Origin of the sequence: Helicobacter enhydrae (assembly GCF_001693335.1) — a bacterium.
Taxonomy (GTDB): Bacteria; Campylobacterota; Campylobacteria; order Campylobacterales; family Helicobacteraceae; genus Helicobacter_G; species Helicobacter_G enhydrae.
Window position 1 is genome coordinate 909,578 of the sequence record NZ_CP016503.1, and the last position, 22,175, is coordinate 931,752.

At 41.6% G+C, this 22,175-nt stretch carries 18 protein-coding genes; 2 read left to right on the plus strand and 16 right to left on the minus strand.

The genetic code is table 11. The features are described 5' to 3' along the window. Positions 1–2: 2 nt before the first annotated feature. The 8 genes from BBW65_RS04215 to BBW65_RS04250 all read right to left on the minus strand — a co-directional run bounded on the left by BBW65_RS04215 (position 3) and on the right by BBW65_RS04250 (position 7,192). Positions 3–608, minus strand: a complete 606-nt coding sequence (locus BBW65_RS04215; protein ID WP_066340168.1) for a hypothetical protein — start codon at positions 606–608, stop codon at positions 3–5. 329 nt (positions 609–937) lie between these two features. Then, complete coding sequence (locus tag BBW65_RS04220) at positions 938–1,699, minus strand: leucine-rich repeat domain-containing protein (RefSeq protein WP_066340170.1); 762 nt, start codon at positions 1,697–1,699, stop codon at positions 938–940. Between the two features lie 31 nt (positions 1,700–1,730). Then, positions 1,731–2,594, minus strand: a complete 864-nt coding sequence (locus tag BBW65_RS04225) for a damage-control phosphatase ARMT1 family protein (RefSeq protein ID WP_066340173.1) — start codon at positions 2,592–2,594, stop codon at positions 1,731–1,733. Beyond that, positions 2,584–3,030 carry a DUF3972 domain-containing protein gene (locus BBW65_RS04230; RefSeq protein ID WP_066340177.1) on the minus strand — a complete coding sequence of 149 codons (447 nt, stop codon included), beginning with the start codon at positions 3,028–3,030 and terminating at the stop codon, positions 2,584–2,586. Before BBW65_RS04230 ends, BBW65_RS04225 begins: the two co-directional genes overlap by 11 nt. Positions 3,031–3,039: 9 nt before the next feature. Continuing rightward, positions 3,040–4,308 carry a peptidase U32 family protein gene (locus BBW65_RS04235; protein ID WP_066340179.1) on the minus strand — a complete coding sequence of 423 codons (1,269 nt, stop codon included), beginning with the start codon at positions 4,306–4,308 and terminating at the stop codon, positions 3,040–3,042. Next, the gene (locus tag BBW65_RS04240) at positions 4,308–4,805 is read right to left on the minus strand and encodes a hypothetical protein (protein ID WP_199919383.1); all 498 of its coding nucleotides are present in this window, start codon (positions 4,803–4,805) and stop codon (positions 4,308–4,310) included. The genes BBW65_RS04235 and BBW65_RS04240 overlap by 1 nt, the downstream gene beginning before the upstream one ends. Beyond that, a complete protein-coding gene (gene prfB, locus BBW65_RS04245; RefSeq protein WP_066340183.1) occupies positions 4,795–5,883 on the minus strand; it encodes a peptide chain release factor 2 in 1,089 nt (362 codons plus the stop codon). Before prfB ends, BBW65_RS04240 begins: the two co-directional genes overlap by 11 nt. A 397-nt stretch (positions 5,884–6,280) precedes the next feature. After that, positions 6,281–7,192: an alpha-1,2-fucosyltransferase gene (locus BBW65_RS04250; protein WP_066340185.1), complete on the minus strand. Its 912-nt coding sequence runs from the start codon at positions 7,190–7,192 to the stop codon at positions 6,281–6,283. 50 nt (positions 7,193–7,242) lie between these two features. Between BBW65_RS04250 and BBW65_RS08095 the strand changes: the two genes are divergently transcribed. Then, on the plus strand, positions 7,243–7,371 hold the full coding sequence (locus BBW65_RS08095) for a hypothetical protein (protein WP_267886400.1): 129 nt from the start codon (positions 7,243–7,245) through the stop codon (positions 7,369–7,371). 239 nt (positions 7,372–7,610) lie between these two features. Then, entirely contained in the window at positions 7,611–8,111 is a 501-nt protein-coding gene (locus BBW65_RS04255; RefSeq protein ID WP_066340188.1) for a flavodoxin, read from the plus strand. Between the two features lie 41 nt (positions 8,112–8,152). Here BBW65_RS04255 and fusA read toward each other — a convergent pair whose 3' ends face one another. The 8 genes from fusA to rplK all read right to left on the minus strand — a co-directional run bounded on the left by fusA (position 8,153) and on the right by rplK (position 22,159). After that, positions 8,153–10,231, minus strand: a complete 2,079-nt coding sequence (gene fusA, locus BBW65_RS04260) for an elongation factor G (RefSeq protein ID WP_066340191.1) — start codon at positions 10,229–10,231, stop codon at positions 8,153–8,155. 58 nt (positions 10,232–10,289) lie between these two features. Then, the gene (gene rpsG / locus BBW65_RS04265) at positions 10,290–10,757 is read right to left on the minus strand and encodes a 30S ribosomal protein S7 (protein WP_066340194.1); all 468 of its coding nucleotides are present in this window, start codon (positions 10,755–10,757) and stop codon (positions 10,290–10,292) included. Between the two features lie 12 nt (positions 10,758–10,769). Beyond that, positions 10,770–11,153, minus strand: coding sequence for a 30S ribosomal protein S12 (gene rpsL, locus BBW65_RS04270; RefSeq protein ID WP_066340197.1), 384 nt, complete (start codon positions 11,151–11,153; stop codon positions 10,770–10,772). A 102-nt stretch (positions 11,154–11,255) separates the two neighbouring features. Then, complete coding sequence (locus BBW65_RS04275) at positions 11,256–19,901, minus strand: DNA-directed RNA polymerase subunit beta/beta' (RefSeq protein ID WP_066340200.1); 8,646 nt, start codon at positions 19,899–19,901, stop codon at positions 11,256–11,258. Positions 19,902–20,052: 151 nt separating this feature from the next. Continuing rightward, entirely contained in the window at positions 20,053–20,430 is a 378-nt protein-coding gene (rplL, locus tag BBW65_RS04280) for a 50S ribosomal protein L7/L12 (protein WP_066340203.1), read from the minus strand. Positions 20,431–20,440: 10 nt separating this feature from the next. Beyond that, positions 20,441–20,923 (minus strand): 50S ribosomal protein L10, encoded by a 483-nt coding sequence (gene rplJ / locus BBW65_RS04285; RefSeq protein WP_066340206.1) that lies wholly within the window; start codon positions 20,921–20,923, stop codon positions 20,441–20,443. A 90-nt stretch (positions 20,924–21,013) separates the two neighbouring features. Continuing rightward, complete coding sequence (gene rplA / locus BBW65_RS04290; RefSeq protein ID WP_066340209.1) at positions 21,014–21,718, minus strand: 50S ribosomal protein L1; 705 nt, start codon at positions 21,716–21,718, stop codon at positions 21,014–21,016. A 15-nt stretch (positions 21,719–21,733) separates the two neighbouring features. After that, a complete protein-coding gene (rplK, locus tag BBW65_RS04295) occupies positions 21,734–22,159 on the minus strand; it encodes a 50S ribosomal protein L11 (RefSeq protein ID WP_066340217.1) in 426 nt (141 codons plus the stop codon). Between the last annotated feature and the right edge of the window lie 16 nt (positions 22,160–22,175).

The following is a 22,175-nucleotide window of genomic DNA, read 5'->3' on the forward strand; positions in this document are numbered from 1 at the left end:
TATTACATTCTGACAGCAAATTGGAAGCTAAACCCACCACTCAATGGATCAGTTTCAAATGAGCGATTAAAAAGAGTTATATTTTGCTTGCTAAAGAATATATAACCCACACTAAAAAAGAAAGTGCTTAGATGAATTCCTGCATACACATCAGCAATATGCAATGTTCCTAATTCCTCCAACGCAAATTCATATTTTGTTCCTATTGTAAATCCAAATCCACCACCACCCAATTTATAGCTTGCCTCCAATCCAATAGGCATCACAAACGATGTGTCAAATGCACTACTCGCACCTTTAAACATCACTCCTATTCCGACAGGCATTCCTATGTAAAAACCATCTTGAAATGCCGGAGACCACTCTTGTCTTGTAATATTATATTTTGGACCAGCAGTTACAAGCAATGTAGATCTTACGGCTGTTTTCCCCAGATTAAACATTGTATCCGATGTCAATCCTAAAGAACCCAATGTTATTCCAAAAATCTTATTTTCTGCTCGAATTTTTTCCTGCTTCTCTTTGGAGAACGAATCAATATAGCTCTGAATCTCTCTATCAGATTTTGATTCTATCTTTTTCTTTTGTAATGCCAATGTTTCAAGCATTTCATTTCTTTTCGCATCTGTTAAATCTGGCTTACTTAAAATTGCCTCCCTTAATCCATCAAAGATTCGATCAAGCTCTTTTTGCTGCTCAAAGATTCTATCTAGCTCTTTTTGTTGCTCTTGAGTAACCCCCCCCCCCCGAACACTGAAGTTGCAAACATCGAACCTACAACCAACGACAATATGATTTTTTTCATATCTATATCCTTTCCTTTGTGAAATTTATGTAGAATTTTAAAACATTTTTTGGATTTTTGATCATTTTTTTGTTTTGTTCATTTTTGATTCTCTTAGCTGATCAAGTCTTATGCCCCTTGTGTTACTTGTCATCACTCCTCTACTAATTGCTGTCGCTTGTAGTATTTGATTGCAAGTGCCTTAGCAAATGGCGAACTCAATATGTTTTTCATCAAGAGATAGCAGTTCAATTTCATCCCTGAGGAAAGCTCAAGATACACCCTCATCTTGTAAAACCTCTTGATCAAAAACACCAAATCAAACTTCACGATTTTGTTTTTGATCCCTGCCAACACTTCAAGATTTTTGAGATTTCTGATTCTAGAATCAAAGGCTTGTATTTTGTTGCCTGAAAAATCTAGTATCGTGAGATTTGTCAGATGATACACAGGTGTCAGATCCTCAATCTCATTGAATGGCACTGCCAAAATATTCAAAGAAGTTGATTGAGACAATGGCTCAAGGGATTTGATGTGGTTCTCGTGGCATTCAAAAGAATAGAGTGCTGGGAATTTGCCAATCCAACTAGGAATCTCTCTGATCATATTCCGTCCCAACGCAAGATTTCTCAAATCCTCAAGCTTGGCAATATTTTGAGGCACTTCGATGAGTAGATTCTTTTTCATTGAGATTGTGAAAACATTAGGTGGTAGCAATGGCAGATCTTTCAGTAGATTGTCATCAAGAATAAGCCTAAAAAGACGCTTCAGATAGAAAATATTTGGGTGGAGTTCCGTGAGTTGCTTACCCACAGCTTTGAATGTTTCTAGATTCTCAAGCTCTTCTTGTGTCCTAGGAACCTCGATTTGATGTTGATCACACCATTTGATGAAATCTATTGCCCATTTTTCCATATATCACTCCTTGTTTGATTGGATACTTACCTCATCTGCGTTGGTTTGTGTTTTGCTTCAAAACCATTTTGCCCAGTGGCTCTCCAAGCACCTCTGCCACCACATTGCATTTGATTTTCAAAAGAAAAAACACACGCGCATCTTGCATAGATTCTAAGCACTCAAAATTCCCCATACCTTTAGACAAAACCACATCAGCAGTGTCATAAATCTTTTGAGCCTTAGGGGTTGCATCCTCATAGACAAAACCGGGGCTTCTCACCCCGCTATCCACGACTTCAGCGATGTCAAAAATCCCGCGACATTCTTGGGAATCCAAATCTGCCAAAGTCACATCATTGATGATAGGCGCTCCCCTCACAAAATAATAGATGTCAAGATTCTCAAACTCTCTTTTGAGTCGTTGGATCAGCAACTCATCAAAAAGATTTTCTCCTGCATTGTCCCCAAGCACCACGAGGCTTTTTGCCCGTTTGATGTTTTCTACAAATGCCTCAAACTCAAAAATACAAAAATCCAACTGCCCCAATGTCGAGGCAAAATCAAACGAATCAATATCAAATGCACTTGCAGAACCATAATCAATCACATTCCCCAAAGCACACAGCCTCACCGCCTCTTCCAAGCTCAAATCCTCTGTATGGAAACGCTTGAGCAATGCAGAGGCTTTCGCGATACATTCTTGCTTGATGGTTTGATACAAATCTTTGCTTTGGCATTCTTTGGCAATCTTGCCATAAAGATCGATAGCAATTTGTGGGGGAGAGAGCCACAGACTAGCCCCACTCTCATCTCGCACTACACTATCTAAGAGCTTCTGATAACCCGCTACATCCTCGCTCCACACCCTAGCCTGATTGAGTAGGCAAGAGAAACATTCTTTTTTAGCTTTCATCTTTGGAAGTTTTTCTACTCCATAACAATTTGTATTTTTGTTGCAAGTTTTGATGCTCCTCTCTCAAAGCCTCAATCTCCTTTTTCAAAAGAGCAATCGTGCTTCTATCTTCAGAATAGTTTTCCTGAATGGACAAAATCATATTTTTCAAAAACTCGTTTTCGTTTTTGAGCATTGCGATTGTTTCATCTTTGGCAATAGCAAACTTGGAATGAATCTCCAAAATCCCCCCAATGCTTTCTTGCACACACAATGCACTGCTTTCAGAATCAAAGGCTTGAGGGATCGTGCTTAGGGCATTTGTTTTTTCACGCACACAAATCACTCCATTGATTTTTTTGGCTTCAATTTCTTGTTTTTTGATGAGCTCCAAAACCTGCTTTTTGCTACATTGGGTTTGAGTGATAAAATCCTCCAAATTTGTCCAATCTCGCATCAATCGCTCCTAATGCAACTTCTCTCTTAGGAAGCTAAACGGAGGGAGAGGGTGAGGGAGGGCGACACGATTGACATTCCCACTATGTATCTCGCTGAGTTCCCCACCATTTTCAAGGACAAGCTTATGGAATCGCACAAACCATCTTCCATTTTGCTCATAGATGTATCCGATTTCATTATTGACGCACTCGATATTTGTGTGATGGGGTGCAACAATCTCTTTGCTCTCGCCCACCCTGATCGTATGACGACAAGAAAACCACTTGCCACATTCGCTCACTTCGGCATTGACTTGATAGCTCCCCTCGCTAATTGCTGTTTTGTGGTTTTGTGTATCGCTACGCTCATAGGGGCGATGCATAATATAACCATCGGTGAAGCCCCTGTTTTTGAGCGTTGCAAGCTCCTCTTGGTATTTCAAGCTATTGAAACGCTTGGCATAAAAATCATCAATTGCGTTGCGATAAGTTCTAGCAGTGATTCCTGTATAATAATTGGACTTGGTGCGTCCCTCGATTTTGAGGGCGTCAATCGCCCCACTTGCAAGGATCTCTACAAGGTGAGAGGCGAGATTGAGATCTTTGGCATTGAAAATATGTGTCCCCACGCCCTCTTCTTCTACAAGCCTCATCATCACGCCATTATCGGGGTTTTTGACATAATACTCATAATCAAAGCGGCAATCATTGGCACAGCTCCCACGATTGGGGACTCTGCCATTTTGCAAAGATGAAATCAGACACCTGCCTGAAAACGCAAAACACATACTGCCATGCACAAAAATCTCAAGCTCCAAATCTGGAAGGTGCTTTTTGATTTCTACCGCATCAGAGAGGCTCATCTCACGCGCTGCTACGATCCTTTTGACTCCAAGCTCATAAAACACCTCTGCATCAAGGACATTCAAAACATTAGCCTGTGTGGAGAGGTGGATGGGGATATGTGGAGCAAGTTTTTTTGCCAATCGCACGACCCCCGGTGTAGCGATGATAAAAGCATCGGGCGAGAGTTCAGCCATTTTGAGAATATGGTTTTCCAAAAGCTTGAGCTGGGAGTTGAAAGGGAATCCATTGATTGTGACATACACTTTTTTGCCCAAACTATGTGCATAATCAATCCCCTCTTTGAATGATTCTAGTGTGAATTCTTTGCCCGCACGATTGCGTAATGAAAAATGACTCACCCCTCCATACACTGCATCAGCACCATAAGCAAGGGCGATTTTGAGCTTGGTGAGGTTTCCTGCTGGGGATAGCAACTCGGCTTTGCTTGTCATTATTTTCCTTTAAAGTGGAGTTTGAGATTTTGCAAACTTTGGTTTGGCGTATCTTGATTGGCACTTTGATTAAAAGAGGTGATCTGGTTGAGCTCTTTGATTTTCTCCCCAATCAACATATCCAAACAAGCGATCACGCTTTTGAGCAATGTCTGTGCTTTGCCGATCCCCTCGCTCCCTTGCATCGAACTCGCACGGACATCTAGCACCTCAAGGCACCTACGCCCCAACTGATCAAGTGCGAGAGAATGTGTCAAGGCTTCCTTGATCTGATCTTGGGCACTCTGAAAAATCGGCATTTGAGGATTTTGCTCTGCCAAAAGGGCAAAAAGTCGCAACTGCTCTTGCAAACAATGCTGGATATAAGAATTCCTGCCCTGCATTTGCGTCGTGAAAGCGCTAAGCTTGTCAATGGCTTTGAGCATTTCAAGGCTGTCTTCTTTTGCACCCACGATCAGCAATAGTAATTCTTCGATTTGTGAAATACTATTTTGCACCATGCACCAAAACCCCCTCAATCATTTCATCCAAATCCCCATCCAAAATCGCCTCAACATTGCTATAAGCGAGATTGCTTCGCAAGTCTTTCACTTGCTGATAAGGTGCCAACACATAGCTTCTGATCTGATGTCCCCATCCGATTTCACTTTTGTCTTGATTGTTGCTTGGGGCGTCTTGTTTTTCTTTCTCAAGCTCATAGAGTTTGGATTGTAGCATCTTGAATGCTGTGGCTTTGTTTTTGTGCTGACTTCTGTCGTTTTGGCACTGCACCACGATCCCTGTGGGAAGGTGCGTGATACGAATGGCTGATTCTGTTTTATTGACATGTTGTCCCCCTGCCCCACTGGCACGATAGGTGTCGATTCGGATGTCTTTTTCTTCGATCACGATCTCGATGTCCTCGCTCAATTCTGGGCTAACCTGCACGCTTGAAAAACTCGTATGCCGTTTGGCATTGGCATCAAATGGGGAGATTCTGACCAAACGATGCACGCCATTTTCGTTTTTCATATATCCATAGGCATTTTCACCTTTGATGATAAAAGCCACGCCCTTGATCCCTGCCTCCTCGCCGTCTTGATAGTCCAAAAGCTCCACTTTGAATCCCCTGCGTTCTGCCCATCGCAAATACATACGATACAAAATACTCCCCCAATCCTGACTCTCTGTCCCACCGGCTCCGGGCTGGATAGTAATGATGGCATTGGCAGAATCAAACTCATCGCTCAACATCACTTCGATCTCAACTTTTTTGATCGCCTCCTCCAACTCGTGGCTTTGGAGGAAAAGCTGTTGGAGGATCCCCTCATCGCCCTCTGCAAGCTCAAATAGCTCTTGAGCGTCCTGCAAAGCCCCATTGGCATCCTCATAAGTCTGCAACAAACGCTTAAGCTTCGCTTTCTGTTTGCCCATCTCTCCTGCCCTCTTGACATCGCTCCAAAAGCTTGGATCTTGCTCCAAAGCCGCAATGTCTTCAAGTTGTGCTTGAATGGAGTGGGGCTTGATGATTTGGGCGATATTTTGACATTTGTTGTCAAGCTCTTTGAGTAGTTCGCTGTATTGATAATGGTCCATTGTCTCACTTTATTTGGGTTTTTCTTATTTTATCACAACCTCCAAAACACTGGTGAGACTCTGATGGTTTTGCTTTGAGTGAATTGTATTGAGATTCCACTCTTTTGTTTCATCTTTGTTTCCAAGCTTTATTTTTTCCACTGCCCCAAAATAGCAATCTTTTCGCAATGCTCTGACGCAGAATTTATAAGGACCTAAAATGCGTATAAGCCTGAAAACATATACAAAACAATAGTTTTTCTACAGCTTTTCTTTGTCAGCGTTGTATGTGTATATAAACTAGAAAACAGCAAGAGCCCACAAGAAGACTCAATGGATTCTGAGCGACGAAGTTCTGATTAAAAACCAAACTTTGCAAAATCGTCGCTCTTAAATGCCGACCACTATCCAACTGCCATTAGTTTTTGGAATAAACGGCGAGAGTATGTGGGGGGGGGGGGATATCACAATTCTCCTCTTGTTGTATGCCATAAAATCTCTGTGGCATAATGCAGAGTTTTTGTGCAGAGTCAATCAAATAAGCAGCCCACCAGCTAAATGTAGAATTAGCAATAATGGCGTGTTGGCAAGAACGCATTAGTTCCATTTCCTCAATCGCATTGCCTTCATCATTGTTTTCTACAAAGCTAAATGTCACATTTTCAATCACAAGTGGATCCAAAGAATCCAAGAAAAATTCTTTGCACCAAGCAATGTCATTGCTAAAAACAAAGATATGGGGCTTTGAGATCTTGTCTTTTAGTGCCTTGATTGCATTGTTGTAGTATGCGGTGGAATCGAGTTGAATATACTCAGGAAGTGGCAAAAAATCGCCGCGACGAATATGCAAAAAGCAAGAATTGGGGGTTTGCAAGATTTGATGTTTCAAAGCCTCATTGGCAGGTGTGAGAGGTCTTTTGAGTGTAAAATCCCGCAACAACGATTCTCTGAGATGATCGAAAAATACAACATTTTGGAAATAGCCATTAAACATTGCATTAGGATTAAGAGTATCTAGAAAATCTTTTGTAGGGGAAACATTGTGACAATCAGAGACAAATGTGAATAAATATTTTGCAATCTTGCGATGTATAAAAGCAATGATTCTCTTGACATTTCGATGTATTCCTTTGCTACAGAGGCGTTGTATAGGCAAATTAAGCCCAAAATCCACTATCTCCAAATTGCGAATATTGTGCGTTTGAGGCACATTGTAATCGGTATCATAATAAAACAGCCTCACAGGATAGCCTTGAGCCTTTATTGCCTTGGCAAATGCATAAATAAACATTTGATTTCCAAGCCCACCCATCAATCTAACTGAAAACATCGCAAACCTTTAAGCCAAATAATTTATCATCTTGATATTTTAGTGCATTTGTGTCACTTTTATCTCACAAAACAATGCCATCAATCATCGATTATGACTTATGTCGCAAACCTCGCACTCCCATATCTGCGTATAGCTCGATGCCCAATAACGATAAGCAAAAGACACTCAGCGATTAAGTCAAATCTTTACATTTTGCTTTTAGTGGGCTCATCGCAAAAGAAGTAAAGACAAAAAATAGTTAGCCTAGATCAGAATCACTCTTGCAAGATGTCAGATCAATAGCCATTCCCTCCAAACTTTTGCTGTCTGCATCAACAAAAGATTCCAATAACTATTCTCAACTTTAAACAAAAACTTATCTTTTTCTGCTAAATATCTTAGTGTGGGGTGTGGAAATCATACAAAGGAGTCCGTGATGAAAAAAGTGGGAATTTTTTATGGTAGCGATGGTGGCAACACCCAAAGTGCTTGTAGAAAAATTATGGAGGCTTTGGGTGAGGAAAATGCCGTGTTGCAAGATATTGCCAAATCCAGCAAAGAAGATGTTTTGAAGTTTGACAATCTGATTCTTGCAAGCTCCACCTATGGTAGCGGAGAGCTTCAAGATGATTGGGATAGGATCCTTGATCAATTTTCGCCTTCTGACTTTGGATCCAAAGTCATCGCACTTGTGGGAATGGGGGATCAAGACACCTACAGTGACACATATTGTGATTGCCTTTTTTATCTTTATGAGAAAACCAAAGAAGCCACAATCATTGGTCAAACCAAAGCCGATGGTTATGATTTTGGCGATAGCAAAGCCATTATCAATGGAGAATTTATCGGGTTAGCTCTAGATGAAGACAATCAAGATGATCTTACAGATAGTAGGATTAGAGAGTGGGTTGAAAATATCAAACCTCAATTTCAGTGATAGTCGTTTGGCACAAGAGAGATTCTTGTGCTTGACAGAGGTTAGCCTTTGCGTTTCTCTGTAATTTCTTTGGCAATATTTGATGGAACTTCGCCATAGTGATCAAATTCCATCGTATAAGTTCCACGCCCTTGTGTCGCAGAACGCAAGTCTGTGGAGTATCCAAACATTTCAGCCAATGGCACAAACGCATTGACAATCTTTAGCCCCATACGATCATCCATCGAGTTGATTTGCCCTCTTCTACGATTGAGATCCCCAATCACATCACCCATATATTCCTCTGGCACTTCGACTTCGACTTTCATCATAGGCTCAAGCAATACCGGATTTGCCTTGCGACAAGCGTCTTTGAAAGCCATAGAACCTGCGATTTTAAACGCCATTTCACTAGAATCCACATCGTGGTAACTTCCATCAAAAAGTGTGATTTTGAAATCCACTACAGGATAACCTGCCAACACACCGCTTTGCATCGCTTCTTGGATCCCTTTATCCACCGCAGGAATGTATTCTTTTGGAATCACACCACCAGAAATATCATTGATAAACTCATATCCACTTCCCGCTTCTTTTGGCTCAAGCTTGATGAAAACATGTCCATACTGCCCACGACCACCGGATTGTTTGGCGTATTTGCATTCTTGCTCTACAGAGCCACGAATAGTCTCACGGAATGCCACTTGAGGTTGTCCGATCTCTGCTTCCACTTTAAACTCACGCTTCAAGCGATCCACAATGATCTCAAGGTGCAACTCACCCATTCCACCGATGAGAGTTTGCCCTGTTTCCTCTTGAGTGCTTACTCTAAAGCTTGGATCTTCCTCCGCAAGTTTGCCAAGAGCCACAGCCATTTTTTCTTGATCAGCTTTTGTTTTTGGCTCAACTGCGATGTGGATCACAGGCTCTGGGAACTCCATCCTCTCCAAAATCACAGGATCTTTGTCTGAACAAAGTGTATCTCCAGTGAGAGTGTCTTTCAAGCCCACAAAAGCACAGATTTCCCCTGCATAAACCTCTTTGATGTCCTCGCGTTTGTTGGAGTGCATTTTGAGCAATCTACCCACTCTCTCTTTTTTGCCTTTTGTAGAGTTGAGAACATAGCTTCCTGATTCTAACATTCCACGATACACCCTCACAAAAGTAAGCTGTCCTACAAATGGATCTGTCATGATTTTGAAAGCAAGTCCAGCAAACTCTCCCTCATCTCCAGATTTTACGCTGATCTCTTCTTCTGTTTTTGGATCAATCCCTTTGATATCCACAACCTCTGTTGGTGCAGGCAAGAAATCAATCACAGCATCAAGCAATGTTTGCACACCTTTGTTTTTGAATGAGGAACCACAAAGCATTGGAATGAGATTCATACTCAAACAACCCGCCTTGATCCCCTTTTTGATCTCCTCTACGCTAAGCTCCTCTCCCCCAAGATATTTTTCCATCAAAGCCTCATCTTGCTCTGCTGCGGCTTCAACAAGCTTCTCGCGATACTCATTGGCTTTTTCAATCAAATCCGCAGGAATGTCTTCGATGTCATATTTTGCACCCATTGTTTCATCATTCCAAACAATCGCTTTCATCGCAATCAAATCAACCACACCCTTGAAAGAATCTTCAGCACCAATAGGGATATTAATAGGCACAGGGTTGGCTTTGAGCCTTGCTTTGATTTGCTCCTCTACATTGTAGAAGTTTGCTCCGATACGATCCATTTTATTGACAAAAACCATTCTTGGGACGCCATATTTATTTGCCTGTCTCCATACGGTCTCACTTTGAGGTTGCACACCACCAACAGAACAGAAAACTGCTACCGCACCATCAAGCACCCTCATAGATCGTTCAACTTCGATTGTGAAATCCACATGCCCCGGAGTGTCAATCAAGTTGATTTGGCAATCTTTCCAAAAACAAGTCGTTGCAGCAGAGGTGATTGTGATCCCTCTTTCTTTTTCTTGCTCCATCCAGTCCATCGTTGCCGCACCATCATGCACCTCACCAATCTTATGGCTCACACCTGTATAAAACAAGATTCTCTCAGAAGTAGTCGTTTTACCAGCATCAATATGAGCAGCAATACCAATATTTCTAATTTTATTTAATGGGGTTTTTCTTGCCATTGTTTTTCCTTAATTTTAATGTTTGGAGAATCAGCTCCCGCAAAAAGGAGCGCGTAAGTTACCAGCGATAATGTGCAAAAGCTTTGTTAGCTTCAGCCATTTTATGCACATCTTCTCTTTTTTTGAAAGCTGCACCGCGATCATTGGCTGCATCAATCAATTCATTTGCCAAACGATCAATCATTGTGCGTTCATTTCTTTTGCGTGTTGCCTCCAAAATCCAACGAATCGAGAGAGATTGTTGTCGTGCAGGACGCACTTCTACAGGCACTTGATAAGTTGCACCACCAACGCGACGACTTCTGACCTCAACCAAAGGCTTCACTTTTTCTAATGCCTTTTCAAATGTCTCAATCCCCTTTTCTCCACTTTTTTCCTCGATTTTCATAAATGCGGCATAAATGATTTTCTCAGCCACACTTTTTTTGCCATCATACATCATTTTGTTGATAAATTTTGTCACCACCTTATTCCCATACACAGGATCTCCCAAAACCTCTCGCACTGGGGCTTTTCTTCTTCTCATTGTCTATACTCCTTATTTCTTATCAGCTTTTGCTTTTTTTGCACCATACTTACTGCGTGATACAGTTCTCTTCGCCACACCTGCAGTATCCAACGCTCCACGAACAATATGATACTTCACACCAGGCAAGTCTTTGACCCTTCCGCCTCTTACCAAAACGATAGAGTGCTCTTGCAAATTGTGACCTTCACCCGGAATGTAGCTAATCACTTCAAATTTGCTTGTAAGCTTAACCTTTGCAACCTTCCTTAACGCCGAGTTTGGCTTCTTGGGTGTCGTAGTATAAACACGAGTGCAAACGCCTCTTCTTTGAGGACACTCAACCAATGCTGGAGATTTTGTCTTTTTGACAACTTTTTTTCTTTCTTTTCTAATCAATTGCTGTATCGTAGGCACGATTTAACTCCCTTAATAAAATTAAAATAAAAAATGCGGACATTCTATCCTATTTTTGCTTGTTTTAATCTTATGTAGCTTCAAACTACATAAGAAACCTCACTAATTGACCCTTACCTTGAATTTGTAGTTTTTATGAAAACCTGTTCCAACAGGAATCATACGACCCAAGACAACATTTTCTTTTAAATCCTCCAAATAATCTGTTTTGGCAGCGATTGAAGCCTCTGTCAGAACCTTTGTTGTCTCTTGGAATGAAGCAGCAGAAATGATGCTATCACTTCCAATGGCTGCCCTTGTGATACCAAGCAATACTGGCTCAGCAATAGCTGGAGAACCTCCAAGCCTCATAATACGCTCATTTTCTTGCTTGAAATGGCGTTTGCTCACCAAGTCGCCTTCTATAAATTTGGTATCACCGCTATCAACAATCTTCACTTGCCTCAACATTTGAGACACAATGATTTCGATATGCTTATCTGCGATACTCACACCTTGACGGCGATAAACTTGTTGCACTTCACTGATGATGTATTTGTGCAACTCTTTTTCACCGCTGATTCTCAAAATATCGTGACTTGAAACGATGCCATCTGTCATCGCCTCACCTGCGTGAACAAACTCATTGTGATGCACCAAGATTTTTTTGTTTTTATCCACCAAATATTCTCCGACGCGACCATCTTCGGCAGTCACTATGATTTTCTCTTTGCCTCTCACAGGTTTGCCAAAGCTCACGACACCATCAAGCTCAGAGAGGATTGCGATGTCTTTTGGCTTACGCGCTTCAAAGAGTTCAGAAACTCTAGGGAGACCTCCTGTAATATCTTTGGATTTTGCAAGGGCTTTTGGAGTTTTGGCAATGATCTCTGCCAACTCCACCTTGCTCTCATCAGCCACCATAATCGATGTCTGTGCCTCCAAACGATAAGTTGTCTTATTGCCATTGCTATCCTCAATCGTGATAGCTGGTTTATAAGTATTGGAGAAATACTCATTGACCACCAAAGAAGTCTGCCCTGTGCTCTCATCAATCTGCTCAGCAACAGTGATCCCCGGGATAATATCCTCATAAACCACGCGTCCTGCAAGTTCAGCAATCACAGGTGTGCTATAAGGATCCCAAGTCGCAATGACTTTTTCGGACTGATTGTGTGCTTGAGCAACTGCATCGCCCACTTTGACCATTGATCCATCAGCAACAGCAAGTTTGGAATCCTTGGCAATATAATATCTGCAAGCCTCTCTGTCGTTTTCATCAATAATCACAGCAAACAAGCCTTGATGTTTCACCACTTCGCCGGATTTGATTTTGTCCATTCTACGCAATGAATCCACTTCCAACGCATAATACTTGACCACCCCTGACGCTTGTGCAAAAATATCTTGAGCGATCGATGTCCCATCTTGGATATTAAGCTCACTTCCATAAGGAATACGATTTGGAACATTCCAACCATCGTTGATGATTTCTACGATGCACTGCCCACTCTGAATATTGTCCCCCGCCTCACAAGATAAGAACAATTTACCTTCGATATTTCCGCTGATTCCTGCAAGTTCATTTGGTTTGGCAATATCATCTTTACGCAAAACAAACTTCGCTTGTTCTTTTTTGGCTATGACAGAGACGATGGCTTCATCATGCACAGATTCGATCTGCACCTTACCATCAAATGGAGCGATGATCTTTGGCTCAACAAGCAAAATAGCGGCGTTTCTGCGGTTGGCAATGATTGCTTTGCCCTCTTTGTTTGAGAAAGTTCTAATATTGTAATATCGCACGATCCCTTCTTTGCTTGCAACAACTTGACGCTCTTCTGCACTTCTTGAAGCCGTTCCACCCACGTGGAAAGTTCTCAAAGTGAGCTGAGTTCCCGGCTCACCAATAGATTGAGCTGCAAGCACTCCCACAGCCTCCCCTGGTTTGACCATCTTGCCCTCTCCAAGATTGAGACCATAGCACTTAGAGCAGATTCCTTTTTCTGCCTTACAAGTGACAGGAGTGCGGATGATGACAGACTTCAACCCTGCCTCTTTGATTTTTTGTGCCATTTCTTCATCAATCATCGTGCCTTCACTCACAAGCATTTCATTGGTGATAGGATCGATTGCATCTCTTGCCAACACACGCCCCAAGATTCGCTCTTCCATAGGCTCAATCATCTCACTTCCCACGGTAATATCTGCGATCTCCACTCCCTCGTGTGTCCCACAATCCTCAGATACGACTTTCATATTTTGAGACACATCGATAAGCTTTCTTGTCAAATATCCCGCATTTGCAGTTTTGAGAGCGGTATCTGCAAGTCCCTTTCTCGCTCCGTGCGTAGAGGTAAAATACTCCAACACATTCAAGCCCTCTTTGAAGTTTGAAACAATCGGAGTTTCAATAATTGTCCCATCAGGTTTTGCCATCAAGCCCCTCATTGCAGAGAGCTGTCTGATTTGTGCAGCACTACCTCTCGCACCCGAATCAGCCATCATATAGATAGAGTTGAATCCACCTTTGTCACTCTCCACTAGACTCATCATCTCTTTGCTCATATTGTTATTTGTGTCTGTCCAAATATCAATAATTTTGTTGTAACGCTCTTGCTCGGTAAGAAGTCCTGATTCAAATTGAGCTTGGATCTCTTTGACTTTGGCTTTTGAAGCCTCAATCGCCTTGTGCTTGTTCTCAGGCACAATAATATCTGCAGCAGAGATAGACACCCCTGCCTTTGTCGCATATTTGAAGCCCAAATCTTTCAAAGCATCCAAAAATCTTGCAGAGATTCCAATCCCTCCGACTTTATAGACATAATCAATCAAATTGCCAATGTCTTTTTTCTTCATTACGCGATTCCAAAGCTCAGTTGGAACAAAATCAGGAAGGACAGAGTGCAAAATCATACGCCCTGCAGTGGTATGAATCATCTTGTGCTTATATGAAACCTTGATCTTTGCATTGATGTCCAAAGCTCCAAGCTCAATAGCAATCATTATCTCATCAACTCCAGAGAATAGCTTATGCTCCCCTTTTACGCCGTCTTTTTCAAGGGAGAGATAATAAAGCCCCAAAACCATATCCTGACTTGGCACTGCAACAGCTTTTCCACTCGCAGGGAGCAAAATATTCATCGAGCTAAGCATCAAAATCTTGCACTCTGTGATCGCTTCTTGAGAAAGCGGCACATGCACAGCCATCTGGTCACCATCAAAGTCTGCGTTAAATGCAGAACACACAAGTGGGTGCAACTGAATCGCTTTGCCATCAATTAGCTTGGGGTGGAAAGCTTGGATTGATTGCTTGTGCAAGGTAGGTGCACGATTGAGCAAAACTGGGTATCCCTCTACGACTTCTTGCAAACACTCCCAAACCTCATTGGATTTTTGCTCAATGATCTTTTTGGCTTGCTTGATTGTTGTGGCATAACCTTTTTCCTCAAGCTTTGAGAGCAAATGAGGTTTGAAAAGTTCAAGTGCCATATTTTTGGGCAAACCACATTGATCCATTCTCAGATTTGGTCCTACAACAATCACGCTACGCCCTGAGAAATCCACACGCTTTCCAAGCAAGTTTTGGCGGAATCTCCCCTGTTTTCCTTTGATGATTTCAGAGAGGGATTTGAGTGGTCGCTTATTGGCACCTTTGACAGCATTTGCATTGCGTCCATTATCAAACAACGCATCTACAGCTTCTTGCAACATTCTTTTTTCATTGCGGATAATAATCTCTGGGGCATCAAGCTCCATCAAACGCTTCAATCTCTGATTACGATTGATCACCTTGCGATACAAGTCATTGACATCACTCACGGCAAATTTCCCACCATCAAGAGCCACTAGAGGTCTCAAATCTGGAGGTAACACAGGCAACACTGTGAGGATCATCCACTCAGGTCTGTTGCCACTAGCCACGAAGCTCTCGACGACTTTGAGACGCTTGATCAAGGTTTTCTTTTTGGATTCTGCTGTTGTCACTTTCACTTCTTCTTTGAGATGAGAGAGCAATGCAACCAAATCCAATTGCTCAAGCAAATCTTTGACAGCCTCCCCACCCATTTGAGCCACAAAACCTGTCATTTCAAAACGCTGATTGATGCTTTGGAATTGCTCCTCGTTTAAGACATCATATTTCATCACAGGCTTTGTTTTTTCATTGTCATAGTAAGCCTCTCCGGCTTCTTTGACAATATATGCTTCATAATAAAGCACTCTTTCCAAATCTTTGACTTTCACTCCAAGGAGCGTTCCGATACGACTAGGCAAGGAATTGACATACCAAATGTGTGCTACAGGGCTGACAAGCTCAATATGCCCCATTCTAGAGCGTCTTACTTTTGCACTTGTGACCTCTACGCCACATTTCTCGCACACAACACCCTTGTAACGCATTTTTTTATACTTGCCACACAAGCACTCATAATCTCTAACCGGACCAAAGATTTTGGTGCAGAACAATCCATCTCGCTCTGGCTTAAGTGTCCGATAATTGATTGTTTCAGGCTTTTTGACTTCTCCGTGTGACCAACCAAGAATCGTCTCTGGACTTGCAAGAACCAACTGAAACGCATTGAAATCCTTGGGGCGATCGTCTTCTTTGATCACCAAAGGTTTTTTGTTGCCAAACTCATCGAGCTCATTGCCATACACATTGACATCAAGCCCCAAAGACTGCAACTCTTTAGAAAGCACATAGAAAGTTTCAGGAATGTCAGATTCTCCAACCGTTTCACCACGCGTAATCGCTTTGTATGCCCTCACGCGTCCCTCTGTATCATCGGATTTGATCGTGAGCATTTCTTTGAGCGTATGGGCAGCTCCATAAGCCTCCAATGCCCAAACTTCCATCTCTCCAAATCTTTGACCTCCAAAGAGGGCTTTCCCTCCTACAGGTTGTTGGGTGACAAGGCTATAAGGACCGGTGCTTCTTGCATGGACTTTTTCATCTACCAAATGGTGGAGTTTGAGCATATACATATAGCCCACATTCACACGCTCTTTGATTTTTTCTCCGGTTTTTCCATCATAAAGCTCACATTTTCCATCCAATGCGATTTGTGCCATATCAAACAGCTGATTGAATTTTTCTTGCTCAATGCCCTCAAACACAGGGATCGCAAATTTGACGCCCTTGCTCCAATCTTTGGCGTATGCGATCAATTCATCTTGCGTGAGAGATTGCACCCATTTTTGGACATCTGCACTTTTTGAAGTGACAAGAATTGAGATTTCAAGAATCTTTTCTTTCACACGCTCGATCCAATCTGTAGTTTGCTCTTGCAACATTGCTTGGATTTGATGTCCTAGATTCCTACCCACAAGCCCCAAATGCACTTCTAGAATCTGTCCGATGTTCATACGGCTTGGCACACCCAAAGGATTGAGCACAATATCCACAGCCTCACCATCGGCAGTATAAGGCATATCTACTGCTGGAACGATATTGGACACGATACCTTTGTTTCCGTGGCGTCCAGCCATTTTGTCCCCAACTTTCAATTTACGCTTAGTGGCGACATAGATTTTGACAAGTTTGACCACCCCGCTTGGCAAGATGTCATCTTTTTCCAAAATTGCCAATTTCTCTTCGTGCTCTTCACCCAAAGTCTTTTTCTGCTCTAAGAAATTGCTTTTGATTTGCTCATATTGAGCTTGTATCTCTTTGGAATAGTTTTTGATCAAAGAATTAAGGGCGAAACGATTGATATTGGCAATCTCCTCTCTAGGAATCAATGTGCCTTTTTTGAATTTTTTCTCACCCATTGTCGCATCTTGAGCAAGTTTTTCTTTTGCCAAAATAGAAGTAATACGCAACATCTCCTCTTTATTAAGCATTGTCAAACGATCGTGGTGGTCAATATCTAGGATCGATTTTTCTTGCTCATAAGCACTGATTGCACGCTCGTCTTTTTCATAGCCTTTTTTGGTAAAAATCTTCACATCTACCACGGTTCCCTCAAGAGAAGGTGGGCAATACAATGATTTATTGACAACATGTCCGGCTTTTTCTCCAAAAATGGCACGCAAAAGTCTCTCTTCTGGTGTTGGTTTAATCTCGCCTTTTGGAGAGACTTTGCCCACAAGGATCATTCCTGCCTTGACATATGTTCCAATCCTCACAATCCCGCTTTTGTCAAGATGTGCGATTTCTTCCTCTCTCACACCGGGAATATCTGCTGTGATGTCCTCCGCTCCGTGCTTGAGTTCTCTTGCCTCAATCTCTTTTTCATAGATATGGACAGAAGTAAATGCATCATCTTTCACCAAATTTTCATTGACCACGATCGCATCTTCGAAGTTGTAACCATTCCAAGGCATAAATGCCACACGCACATTTTGCCCCAAAGCCAACTCGCCATTGTCCATACTTGGACCATCTGCAATCACTTGCCCCGCTTCAATCTGATCTCCAACGGCAACAATAGGCTTCTGTGTAAAGCAAGTATTCTGATTGGTTCTAAGATTTTTTTGTAAGCCGTAGTGATCGATGAACGCCCCATTTTCATCTTCACCCAAAATATAAATGTTTCTAGAATCGATTTTTTCTACCACCCCTGCACGCGTTGCTTTTACAGCTTCCCAAGAATCACGGGCAATCACTTTTTCAATCCCTGTTCCAACCATTGGAGCAGAAGGCTTGAGCAAAGGAACAGCTTGGCGTTGCATATTAGAACCCATCAATGCACGGTTTGCATCATCGTGCTCAAGGAATGGAATCAGTGAAGCCGCCACACCCACAAGCATACGCGGACTGAGGTCAATCAAATCCACCTTGCTCTTCTCGCTCAAAATAATCTCGCCATCTTTGCGCACCTCGATCAGATCCTCCACGATGTGTCCATTCTCATCGACTTTTGTGCTTGCAGGAGCAATGACTAAGCCCTCTTCTTGTGTCGCAGTCAGATATTCCACCTCATTGCTCACCACGCCATCTTTGACTTTTTTGTAAGGTGCTTCAATAAATCCCAAATCATTCACACGCGTAAAAGTAGAGAGTGTGTTGATCAAACCAATGTTTTGTCCCTCTGGAGTTTCGATAGGGCAAATGCGTCCATAATGCGTAGGATGCACATCTCTTGCCTCAAATCCAACACGCTCTTTGACCAAACCACCCTCACCCAAAGCTGACAATCTTCGCTTGTGTGTCACCTCTGAAAGTGGATTTGTTTGATCCATAAATTGAGAGAGCTGCCCTCCTGTGAAAAAATCCATAATAGTGGAAGTAATCATTTTGGAATTGATCAAATCGTGAGGCATCACTGTTTCAAACTGCCCACTCATCGTTGTAAGCTTATCACGGATAGCCTTTTGCATCTTCACAAGCCCCACATGCAACTCATTTGCCAAAAGCTCTCCAATGGCACGGATTCTTCTGTTGCCTAGATGATCTCTATCATCGATACGCCCTTGACCATTTTTGACTTTAATGAGATATTTCACACTCTCAAAAATATCCTCATGCGTCAAGACTGTGACATAATCTGGGACACTTAAACCGAGCTTGTGATTCATTTTCATACGCCCAACGCGTGTCAAATCATAACGCTCAGGATCAAAGAACAACTGCTTGACAAACTGCTTAGCCACTTCTTTTGTCACAGGCTCACCAGGTCGCATTACTTTGTAGATTCTGATTGCTGCCAAATCATTTTCATCTTCAATCTTTTCAGTTTGCTTGAGCAGTTTCAACGAATCTGCATCTGTGATAAAAGAATTAATGATTGACTTATCAGATCCACTTGCCAAATCATTGGCGATATGAAACTCTTTAACTTTGAGTTCTTGCATTTTTTTGAGCTTAGCCTCATCAAGCTGAGTCAAAGTATCAAACAAAATCTCACCTGTGCTTTCATCGACAATCGGCTCTGACAAATAACGCGTAAATAAAATTTCTGCAGGATATTCCACCCAAGTCAAGCCCTCATCTTGTAGTTGTTTTGCTTTTTTGGCACTCAATCTTTTGTTGGCTTGTAAGATGACATTTCCTTTTTCATCTTTCAAATCAAACTCTAAGCGACCATCAAAATTTTGAGGATTAAAGAGTGTGAGATATTTGCCATTTTTATTGCGAATCGTAAGATTGGAATAAAACATCTTGATAATTTCTTGTTTGCTATATCCCATCGCTCTAAAAATAATAGTCACAGGAACTTTTCTTCTTTTGTTGATTCTTGCAAACAAGACATCTTTGGCATCGTATTCAAAATAAAGCCAAGAGCCTCGATCAGGGATGATTTGTCCTGTATAAATAAGCTTGTTAGAAACGGTGTTAGACTCTTCTTCTTTGAAAATCACGCCCGGGCTTCGATAGAGCTGATTGACCACTACACGCTCAACACCATTGATGATAAAAGAGGTGCGATCAGTCATCAATGGGATCTCGCGGACAAAAATGCTTTGCTCTTTGGCATCCTTGATTCCGATTTTTTCCCCGGTTTTTTCATCTTTGTCCCACAAAATCAATCTAACCTTAATTTTGAGGGGAATAGAATAAGTGATCCCACGGATCATCGCCTCTGTTGCTGTGTATTTTGGTTTTCCAAACTCGCAACCCATATACTCCAAAGTAACGCGATTTTGCACATCTTGGATAGGGAAAATGGATTTGAAAACTTTCTCAATGCCACTTTCGCGTGATTCTGTCGAGGACAAAAAAGAATCATAACTATCGCGTTGCAAAAGCAATAAATTTGGAACTTCTAAATTTTGTGGATTTTTTGTAAAATCGATGCGTAGCCTACTTTTTAGATCATTTTTCATAGCATATCCTCTAATTTTGATAAATTCATTCAAGAGTTAAGCACTCTAAATAAAGTCCTCCAAGCAAAAGAACTCTAATTAGAAAACTTAAAATAAAAATGCCCTCTAGAAAAATCTAGCGGGCATCAATGAGTTTGCGACAACTAAAGAGTTATTTAATCTCAACCTTAGCACCAGCTTCCTCAAGTTTTTTCTTCATTGCTTCAGCATCTTCTTTGTTTGCACCCTCTTTGATGGTGTAAGGAGTTTGCTCAACTGCCTCTTTTGCTTCTTTAAGACCAAGACCTGTAAGCTCTCTTACTGCCTTAATTGCATTAATCTTGTTCGCTCCACCATCAACCAACACAACATTGAATTCTGTTTTCTCTTCAGCTCCTGCTCCTGCAGCCGCTGCTACACCTGCTCCCGCCACTACAGTTGGAGCCGCACTTACACCAAATTTCTCTTCAAACTCTTTTACAAGTTCTGAAAGTTCCAACACTGAAAGATTTCCAATAAAATCCAACACATCTTCTTTTGTAATTGCCATTTTTTTCTCCTTATTCTTGTTCTTTTTGTTTTTTCAAATTATCAAGTGCCGTTGCAAAATATCTTGCCGGACCAGTCCAAACTGAAAGCAACATTCCAATCAACTCATCTTTGCTTGGGAGTTTAGAAATCGCTTCAATATGTGCAATATCCACAACTGCTTTATCAAAATATCCAAACTTGAGTGCAAATGTCTCTTTGTTGCTCTGAGCAAACTTGCAAACGATCTTGGATAAAGCAATCTGATCTTGACCCCAAATAAAGATATTTGTTTCTTTCAACTCGCTCTCAGGTAAATCTGCTTGTTTCATCGCAATTTTTGCCAAAGTATTTTTGATCACTTGGACTTTGATCTCTTGCGTTCTTGAAGCATTACGCAATTCTTCAAGTTGCTTAGTTTTAAGACCTTTGTAATCACAAACAATGACAGCCGTTGCTTGAGCAAATTCTGTGCTAAGTGTTTCAACAATCTGTATTTTTTCTTGCTTTGTCATTTTTCCTCCTTTCAGACTTAAGGACATATATTGGGAATTAAGCCGCAAGGCACCAATAATCTTAGTCTAAGATAAAGTCCCATCAAGGATCTATTTTACTTCTAACAATTCCTGAGAATCAAGTCTAACAGCAGGGCTCATAGTCAAAGAAATGGCGGAGTTTCTGATATATTTTCCCTTTGCAGTTGCTGGTTTCAACCTATTGATAGCACGAACAAATTCCAAAACATTCTCTCTAATCTGATCTGCAGGGAAACTTGCCTTTCCAACTGGAGCGTGGATATTGCCTTTTTTATCTACACGGAAATTCACTTGCCCACTTTTGGCATTGCTTACAGCTTTTGCAATATCAGCAGTCACCGTTCCTGTCTTGGGATTTGGCATCAAACCCTTAGGTCCCAAAATTCTTCCAACTTTTCCAACTAGAGCCATCATATCTGGACTTGCAATCACCATATCAAAATTGGTATTTCCATTTTTGATCTCTTCAGCCAAATCCTCATCTCCAACAATATCAGCTCCTGCATTTCTAGCCTCATCTGCTTTGATGCCTTTTGCAAAAACAGCAACCCTTACAGTGCGTCCTGTTCCGTGAGGCAGAACCACAGCACCACGGATCATTTGATCGGCATGGCGTGGATCTACACCCAATCTCAAAGCAATTTCTACAGTCTCATCAAACTTTGTTGAAGCAAGAGTTTTAAGCGTAGAAACTCCGCTTTCTACATCATAAGTTTTATTGACATCTACCTTTTGAGCCAAATCTTTCAATCGTTTTGATATTTTCTTTGCCATACTTATCTCCAAACCTTAATCTACAATCTCGATTCCCATACTTCTTGCACTTCCAGCTACAACTTTTTTGGCAGCCTCAATGTCTGTCGTATTCAAATCTTCCATTTTTGTTTTTGCAATCTCCTCAAGTTGTGCCTGAGTTAATTGCCCAACTTTGTTTTTTAGAGGATTATCTGAACCCTTTTGCAACTTAATCGCTTTTTTGATCAAATCTGTCACAGGAGGTTTTTTCGTGATAAAACTAAAGCTTTTATCTTGATACACCGTGATGATAACAGGAATATTGAAGTCTCCCATATCTTTGGTTTTCTCATTAAATGCCTTACAAAACTCCATAATATTGACCCCTCTTTGCCCCAATGCAGGACCTACAGGAGGAGAAGGATTTGCCTTTCCTGCAGGAATTTGAAGTTTTAATTCTCCAACAACTTTTTTTGCCATCTTTAGCTCCTTTCTA

Excerpts from the sequence above, each read along its gene's own strand:
- BBW65_RS04215 (WP_066340168.1), bottom strand. The coding sequence starts at position 608 with ATGCTTGAAACATTGGCATTACAAAAGAAAAAGATAGAATCAAAATCT.
- BBW65_RS04220 (WP_066340170.1), bottom strand. The coding sequence starts at position 1,699 with ATGGAAAAATGGGCAATAGATTTCATCAAATGGTGTGATCAACATCAA.
- BBW65_RS04225 (WP_066340173.1), bottom strand. The coding sequence starts at position 2,594 with ATGAAAGCTAAAAAAGAATGTTTCTCTTGCCTACTCAATCAGGCTAGG.
- BBW65_RS04230 (WP_066340177.1), bottom strand. The coding sequence starts at position 3,030 with ATGCGAGATTGGACAAATTTGGAGGATTTTATCACTCAAACCCAATGT.
- BBW65_RS04235 (WP_066340179.1), bottom strand. The coding sequence starts at position 4,308 with ATGACAAGCAAAGCCGAGTTGCTATCCCCAGCAGGAAACCTCACCAAG.
- prfB (WP_066340183.1), bottom strand. The coding sequence starts at position 5,883 with ATGGACCATTATCAATACAGCGAACTACTCAAAGAGCTTGACAACAAA.
- BBW65_RS04250 (WP_066340185.1), bottom strand. The coding sequence starts at position 7,192 with ATGTTTTCAGTTAGATTGATGGGTGGGCTTGGAAATCAAATGTTTATT.
- BBW65_RS04255 (WP_066340188.1), top strand. The coding sequence starts at position 7,611 with ATGAAAAAAGTGGGAATTTTTTATGGTAGCGATGGTGGCAACACCCAA.
- fusA (WP_066340191.1), bottom strand. The coding sequence starts at position 10,231 with ATGGCAAGAAAAACCCCATTAAATAAAATTAGAAATATTGGTATTGCT.
- rpsG (WP_066340194.1), bottom strand. The coding sequence starts at position 10,757 with ATGAGAAGAAGAAAAGCCCCAGTGCGAGAGGTTTTGGGAGATCCTGTG.
- BBW65_RS04275 (WP_066340200.1), bottom strand. The coding sequence starts at position 19,901 with ATGAAAAATGATCTAAAAAGTAGGCTACGCATCGATTTTACAAAAAAT.
- rplL (WP_066340203.1), bottom strand. The coding sequence starts at position 20,430 with ATGGCAATTACAAAAGAAGATGTGTTGGATTTTATTGGAAATCTTTCA.
- rplJ (WP_066340206.1), bottom strand. The coding sequence starts at position 20,923 with ATGACAAAGCAAGAAAAAATACAGATTGTTGAAACACTTAGCACAGAA.
- rplA (WP_066340209.1), bottom strand. The coding sequence starts at position 21,718 with ATGGCAAAGAAAATATCAAAACGATTGAAAGATTTGGCTCAAAAGGTA.
- rplK (WP_066340217.1), bottom strand. The coding sequence starts at position 22,159 with ATGGCAAAAAAAGTTGTTGGAGAATTAAAACTTCAAATTCCTGCAGGA.